Origin of the sequence: Vibrio sp. 10N.222.46.A1 (assembly GCF_041473595.1) — a bacterium.
Classification (GTDB): Bacteria; Pseudomonadota; Gammaproteobacteria; order Enterobacterales; family Vibrionaceae; genus Vibrio; species Vibrio tasmaniensis_A.
Genome location: NZ_JBFRSN010000244.1, coordinates 1 through 6059 on the forward strand (window position 1 = coordinate 1; position 6059 = coordinate 6059).

The 6059-nt window shown below is 44.6% G+C and carries 8 protein-coding genes; 1 reads left to right on the forward strand and 7 read right to left on the reverse strand.

Translation table 11 applies throughout. The features are described from left to right. From AB4496_RS08310 to trmJ, 7 genes are all read right to left on the reverse strand, one after another. The coding region (locus AB4496_RS08310; RefSeq protein WP_372130803.1) for an Hsp70 family protein at window positions 1-913 on the reverse strand (913 nt) is incomplete at its 3' end. 22 nt (window positions 914-935) lie between these two features. Continuing rightward, window positions 936-1451 carry a co-chaperone HscB gene (gene hscB / locus AB4496_RS08315; RefSeq protein WP_009848288.1) on the reverse strand — a complete coding sequence of 172 codons (516 nt, stop codon included), beginning with the start codon at window positions 1449-1451 and terminating at the stop codon, window positions 936-938. 80 nt (window positions 1452-1531) lie between these two features. Next, window positions 1532-1855, reverse strand: a complete 324-nt coding sequence (iscA, locus tag AB4496_RS08320; RefSeq protein ID WP_004735095.1) for an iron-sulfur cluster assembly protein IscA — start codon at window positions 1853-1855, stop codon at window positions 1532-1534. Window positions 1856-1958: 103 nt separating this feature from the next. Further along, window positions 1959-2336 carry a Fe-S cluster assembly scaffold IscU gene (gene iscU, locus AB4496_RS08325; RefSeq protein ID WP_004735094.1) on the reverse strand — a complete coding sequence of 126 codons (378 nt, stop codon included), beginning with the start codon at window positions 2334-2336 and terminating at the stop codon, window positions 1959-1961. A gap of 33 nt (window positions 2337-2369) precedes the next feature. Then, window positions 2370-3584 carry an IscS subfamily cysteine desulfurase gene (locus tag AB4496_RS08330; RefSeq protein ID WP_009848287.1) on the reverse strand — a complete coding sequence of 405 codons (1215 nt, stop codon included), beginning with the start codon at window positions 3582-3584 and terminating at the stop codon, window positions 2370-2372. A 27-nt stretch (window positions 3585-3611) separates the two neighbouring features. Further along, a complete protein-coding gene (iscR, locus tag AB4496_RS08335; protein WP_010440512.1) occupies window positions 3612-4133 on the reverse strand; it encodes a Fe-S cluster assembly transcriptional regulator IscR in 522 nt (173 codons plus the stop codon). A gap of 116 nt (window positions 4134-4249) precedes the next feature. Beyond that, entirely contained in the window at window positions 4250-4978 is a 729-nt protein-coding gene (trmJ, locus tag AB4496_RS08340; protein ID WP_009848285.1) for a tRNA (cytosine(32)/uridine(32)-2'-O)-methyltransferase TrmJ, read from the reverse strand. A 181-nt stretch (window positions 4979-5159) separates the two neighbouring features. Here trmJ and suhB point away from each other — a divergent pair, with 181 nt between their 5' ends. Beyond that, on the forward strand, window positions 5160-5963 hold the full coding sequence (suhB, locus tag AB4496_RS08345) for an inositol-1-monophosphatase (RefSeq protein ID WP_009848284.1): 804 nt from the start codon (window positions 5160-5162) through the stop codon (window positions 5961-5963). Window positions 5964-6059 lie beyond the last annotated feature (96 nt).

Here is a 6059-nt window from a genome sequence, read left to right on the forward strand (position 1 = left end):
GCTTAATGATGTCTTCAAACTCTTCACGAGTTAATGAACCAGCCCAACCCAACACTTCAACATTAACGCTTTCAGCTTCAGATAAGCCAATCTTCGCTTCTGTTGCTGCATCTAGAAGAATACGATTCTGTTCTGCGGTTAGCTCTGATAAGCCCATTTGCTCTTGGAAGTGCTCTGCGATCAAGTGGTCAAAGTCGTCTCCGCCTAATGCAGAGTCGCCACCCGTTGCTAATACTTCAAAAACACCTTTAGACAGGCGTAAGATAGAGATATCAAACGTGCCACCGCCAAGGTCATAAACCGCAATCACCCCTTCTTTACCTGAATCCAGACCGTAAGCAATCGCTGCCGCAGTAGGTTCATTAAGAAGACGTAACACGTGAAGACCAGCAAGTTGAGCCGCGTCTTTCGTACCAGCACGCTGTGCATCATCAAAATACGCAGGAACCGTAATTACGGCGCCAGATAACTCACCGCCTAACGTAGACTCAGCACGTTGGCCAAGCGCTCGTAGAATATCCGCAGAAACCTGGATTGGGTTCTTGTTGCCTTGTTCTGTGCGGATCACAGGTAAACCATTATCACTTTCTTCAAACTGATATGGCAGAGACGGGTATCGCTGTTGAATATCTGACAGTGAACGACCGATTAATCGCTTAACTGAGATAATGGTATTTTTAGGGTCAGTCTGCGCGTTAGCACGAGCTTCATCGCCAGTGGTGTACGACTCTGACGTATAGTGAACAACTGAAGGTAAAATGCTTCGACCTTGTTGATCAACGAGTGTACTTGCCTCGCCACTGCGTACTGCAGCAACCAACGAGTTTGTTGTACCTAAATCAATACCCACAGCAAGCTTGTGCTGGTGAGGAGCGGCGCTTTGCCCTGGTTCTGCAATCTGAAGTAGTGCCATGGATGTGTCCTTGTTATACAAACTAGCCGATCAAACGATCTTCAACTAATTCGATTTCATTCTTTAATTTTGCAATAAACTTAAGCTTTCTTACTCGGTCTGCAGCTTCTAGCCAAGCTTCGCTTTCGAGTTCTTGTTGGATAGCGCTTAATTGTTGTTTATACATTTTGCTAACCTTGCCTTCAAATGCAAATAGCGCATCTTCAGGATCAGAACTGTCTGCGATATCTTCCAGCTCTTCACGCAGTTCCATTTGCTCCATCAGGAACATCGGATCTTGCATGGTTTGTTGTTCGCCACGAATGTCTTCACCGTGTTGAACTAGCAGGTATTCTGCTCGGCTGATTGGATTCTTCAATACCTGATACGCATCGTTGATTTGTGCCGCTTTTTGCACGGCTAATAAGCGGTCACGCTCAGAAGCTATCGCAAATTTATCAGGATGGAATTGGCGTTGCAGATCTCTAAACTGAGAAGAAAGAAGGCTACCATCCAGTTGAAACTGAAGTGGTAGCCCAAATAATTCGAAATGATTCATGTAAAGGTGGTCCTAAGTTTAGGCTCTTTGTTCAGAGCCTAATTTTATTCTTCGCTTACAACGCTTAACGATTCAAGCGTTTAAACATTGAAGCTCTCACCACAACCACATTCGCCTTTCGCGTTCGGGTTGTTGAATTCAAAACCTTCGTTTAGGCCTTCTTTTACATAATCAAGCTCAGTACCGTCTAGGTATACTAGGCTCTTTGGATCAATGATGACCTTAACACCTGAGTGCTCAAACACTTCGTCTTCTTCGTTAAGCTCGTCAACGAATTCCAGTACATACGCCATACCCGAACAGCCAGTAGTTTTTACTGCTAAGCGTAACCCGAGACCTTTACCACGGTTATCTAGGAAAGCTTGAACTCGGCTTGCTGCCGTATCTGTCATGGTGATGGCCATACTACAACCTTGTGTTTTATATAAATTGAGAACTCAGGTGGGAGCACAAAGGGTGCTCCAAAATATTACTTATTTTGTCGACGTAATTACGGTATTGAAGCGATTAGTGCTTCTTTTTGTAATCCGCAACAGCTGCTTTGATTGCATCTTCAGCAAGAATTGAACAGTGAACTTTCACTGGTGGCAACTCAAGCTCTTCTGCGATTTCAGAGTTTTTAATAGCAGCAGCTTCATCAATACTTTTACCTTTAACCCACTCTGTAACCAGTGAGCTAGAAGCGATTGCGCTACCGCAACCGTAAGTCTTGAATTTTGCGTCTTCAATAATACCTTCTGCAGATACTTTGATTTGCAGTTTCATTACGTCACCACAAGCCGGTGCGCCAACCATGCCGCTACCTACACTTGGGTCTTCTTTATCAAACGAACCTACGTTACGTGGGTTTTCGTAGTGATCAATTACTTTTTCGCTATATGCCATGATAGTTACCTCGAATCCTCTATTTCCGTGAGATTAGTGATGAGCCCACTCAACAGTGTTCAAATCAATCCCTTCTTTATACATATCCCATAGAGGAGACATGTCGCGTAATTTGTTTACCGCTACACGGATTTGTGCAATCGCGTAGTCGATTTCTTCTTCCGTTGTGAAACGGCCGAATGAGAAACGTACTGAGCTGTGTGCCAGTTCATCGTTCAGACCAAGAGCACGTAGAACGTATGAAGGCTCTAGGCTTGCTGATGTACATGCAGAACCTGATGATACCGCTAGGTCTTTTAGAGACATAAGCAGAGACTCACCTTCAACGAAAGCGAAGCTCACGTTTAGGTTGTGTGGTACACGTTGGTCTAAGTCGCCGTTTACGGTTACTGCTTCTAGATCTTGAACACCTTTCAATAGGCGCTCACGAAGTGCTAGTGCGTGGTCGTAATCTTTCTGCATGTCTTGCTTAGCGATAGCAAACGCTTCGCCCATACCCACGATTTGGTGAGTAGCAAGCGTACCAGAACGGAAACCACGTTCATGACCGCCACCGTGCATTTGCGCTTCAAGGCGAATACGTGGCTTACGACGAACGTACAAAGCACCGATGCCTTTAGGGCCGTATGCTTTGTGTGCAGACATAGAGATAAGATCAACTTTCATCTCTTTTACGTCTAGTGGGATTTTACCCGCAGACTGCGCCGCATCAACGTGGAAGATAATCTTGCGTGCACGACATAATTCGCCGATTGCACCGATATCTTGGATTACACCAATCTCGTTGTTTACGTGCATGATAGAAACTAGAACAGTATCTTCACGCATTGCAGCTTGTAGCTTGTCTAGATCGATGATGCCGTTAGCTTCTGGCTCAAGGTATGTAACCTCAAAACCTTCACGCTCTAGTTGGCGACATGGATCAAGAACCGCTTTGTGTTCTGTTTTGCACGTGATTACGTGCTTACCTTTCTTCTCGTAAAAGTGCGCTGCACCTTTGATAGCAAGGTTATCTGACTCTGTAGCACCTGACGTAAAAACAATCTCACGTGGGTCTGCATTTAGTAGATCGGCAATTTGCTCACGAGCATTATCTACTGATTCTTCTGCCTGCCAGCCGTAACGGTGTGAACGAGATGCAGGGTTACCGAAGTTACCGTCCATCGTCATGCACTGAACCATTTTTTCAGCAACACGTGGATCGACTGGGCATGTAGCTGAATAGTCAAAGTAAATAGGCAGTTTCATTTTCTACTCCAATGTAAAAACTGACCGCTAAGAGCGGGCATTAACACCGTGAGGTGCTGCACTAATCGTTGTAGTGCTCGTATTTTTATGTGCAAAACCATTATTAACCGCAAGATCGATATCTTGACGATCAGAAATCTCTAAAACTTCGTTATCTTTCATTAGCTCACCGAGCGTAATGTCGTTTAAGAAGCTGCTGATTCGGGAGCTTAAATCACGCCATAAAGTGTGAGTTAAACAACGACTGCCACCTTGGCAATCTGCTCGACCGTGACACTTAGTTGCATCAACTGATTCGTCTACTGCAGCAATTACAGTTCCGACAGCGATGTCGCTCGCTTCAGCACCTAAACGGTAACCACCGCCAGGACCACGAACACTAGCAACTAAGCCAGCTTTACGTAACTTAGAAAATAGCTGTTCTAAGTAAGATAACGAGATGCCTTGTCGCTCTGAAATATCAGCCAGAGGAACTGGGCTTTTTTGCGAATGCAGTGCTACATCTAGCATAGCTGTTACCGCATATCTTCCTTTAGATGTAAGTTTCATATCACACCGTATCCACATTGTTTATGTGGTTGGAATCTTCCCATACCCGACTAAATTGGTCAAGTATTTAGTTGACTATTTTAGTCAGGTATTCACCCTTATTGTTTGTGCGGGCTTTATTTGTCGCTTTTGCTCTTCTCAATTGAAGTCAAAATGCCGCGTAGAGTGTTGATCTCTTGCAACTCTGGACGAGCTCGACTGAACAGACGACGTAGTTTATTCATCACCTGACCCGGCTTATCCTTAGAGATAAATTGGGTATCAATGATCACTTTTTCAAGGTGCTCATAGAACATTTCTAGTTCTTCGTGACGAGGGTACTCATCTTGTTGCTGTGGCTGATATTGGCTAGCGACCATATCAAGGTGAGCTACACGCACTTCGTAGCTCAGAGTCTGCACTGCCATTGCTAGGTTTAGTGAGCTGTATTCTGGGTTTGCAGGAATACATACATGGAAATGACACTTCTGAAGCTCATCATTGGTTAAGCCAGTGCGCTCACGGCCAAACACTAACGCTACAGGGTGCTTTTGACCTTCAACTGCAAATTTTTGTCCACATTCACGCGGCTCAAGCATTGGCCATTCAAGCGTACGAGAGCGTGCACTCGAACCAACCACCAAACCACAGTCTTTTACTGCTTCATCCAGTGTAGAAACGATGGTCGCGTTTTCCGCGATGTCACCTGCACCCGCAGCCAGTGCTAAGGTCTGCTCGTCAACTTCACATTGAGGGTCTACAAGAACTAACTGACTCAAACCCATCACTTTCATTGCGCGAGCTGCTGATCCGATATTTCCCGAATGAGACGTACCAACCAGAACGACTTTTACATTGTCTAACATGCTATATGACACCACTTTAAAAATAATCGCGAGATATTAACACATAGCTAAGTAAAATGGTCAGACCCTTCTCGGAATGTGAAATCAAGAGTTCAAAAAATAACCACTTCCCTTTTGGGGAAACTTTGGTATACTCGCCGCCGCTTTAAACTGTTCTTTAACATCTTGTGGGAAAAACCATATGCATCCAATGCTAAACATTGCGATACGCGCTGCGCGTAAAGCTGGCAACCATATTGCTAAATCTCTAGAAACAACTGATAAGATCGAATCGTCTCTAAAAGGTAACAACGATTACGTTACTAACATTGCTCAAGAAGCTGAGTACATGATCATTGAGACAATCAAATCATCTTACCCAGAGCACAGCATTATTTCTGAAGAGTCAGGCCTAACTGAAGGTAAAGATTCTGACGTACAATGGATCGTTGACCCACTAGATGGCACCAACAACTTTGTAAAAGGTTTCCCTCACTTCTCTGTATCTATCGCTGTTCGCATGAACGGTCGTACAGAAGTTGCTTGTGTTTATGACCCAATGCTAAACGAGCTATTCACAGCTCAACGTGGCGCTGGCGCTCAACTTAACAACGCTCGTATGCGTGTTACTCAACTAAAAGACCTTCAAGGTACTGTTCTAGCGACTGGTTTCCCATTCAAGCAAAAACAACACTCTGAATCTTTCATGAAGATCATCTCTGGTCTATTCGTTGATTGTGCTGATTTCCGTCGTACTGGTTCTCCAGCTCTTGACCTATGTTACCTAGCAGCTGGCCGTGTTGACGGTTACTTAGAACTAGGCCTTAAGCCATGGGATCTAGCAGCTGGCGATCTAATCGCTCGTGAAGCGGGTGCTATCATGACTGACTTTGCAGGCGGCACTGATTACATGACCTCTGGTAATGTTGTTGCTTCAAGCGCACGTGGTGTTAAGTCTATTCTTAAGCACGTTCGTGAGAACTCTAACGAAGGTATGCTGAAGTAATTCAGACCTTGCGTTAATGCTCTTTAGTTAAGAGCAGAAGATTTTCAAAGCCTCGCTATTGCGAGGCTTTTTTGTATCCGAGATACGAGATACGAG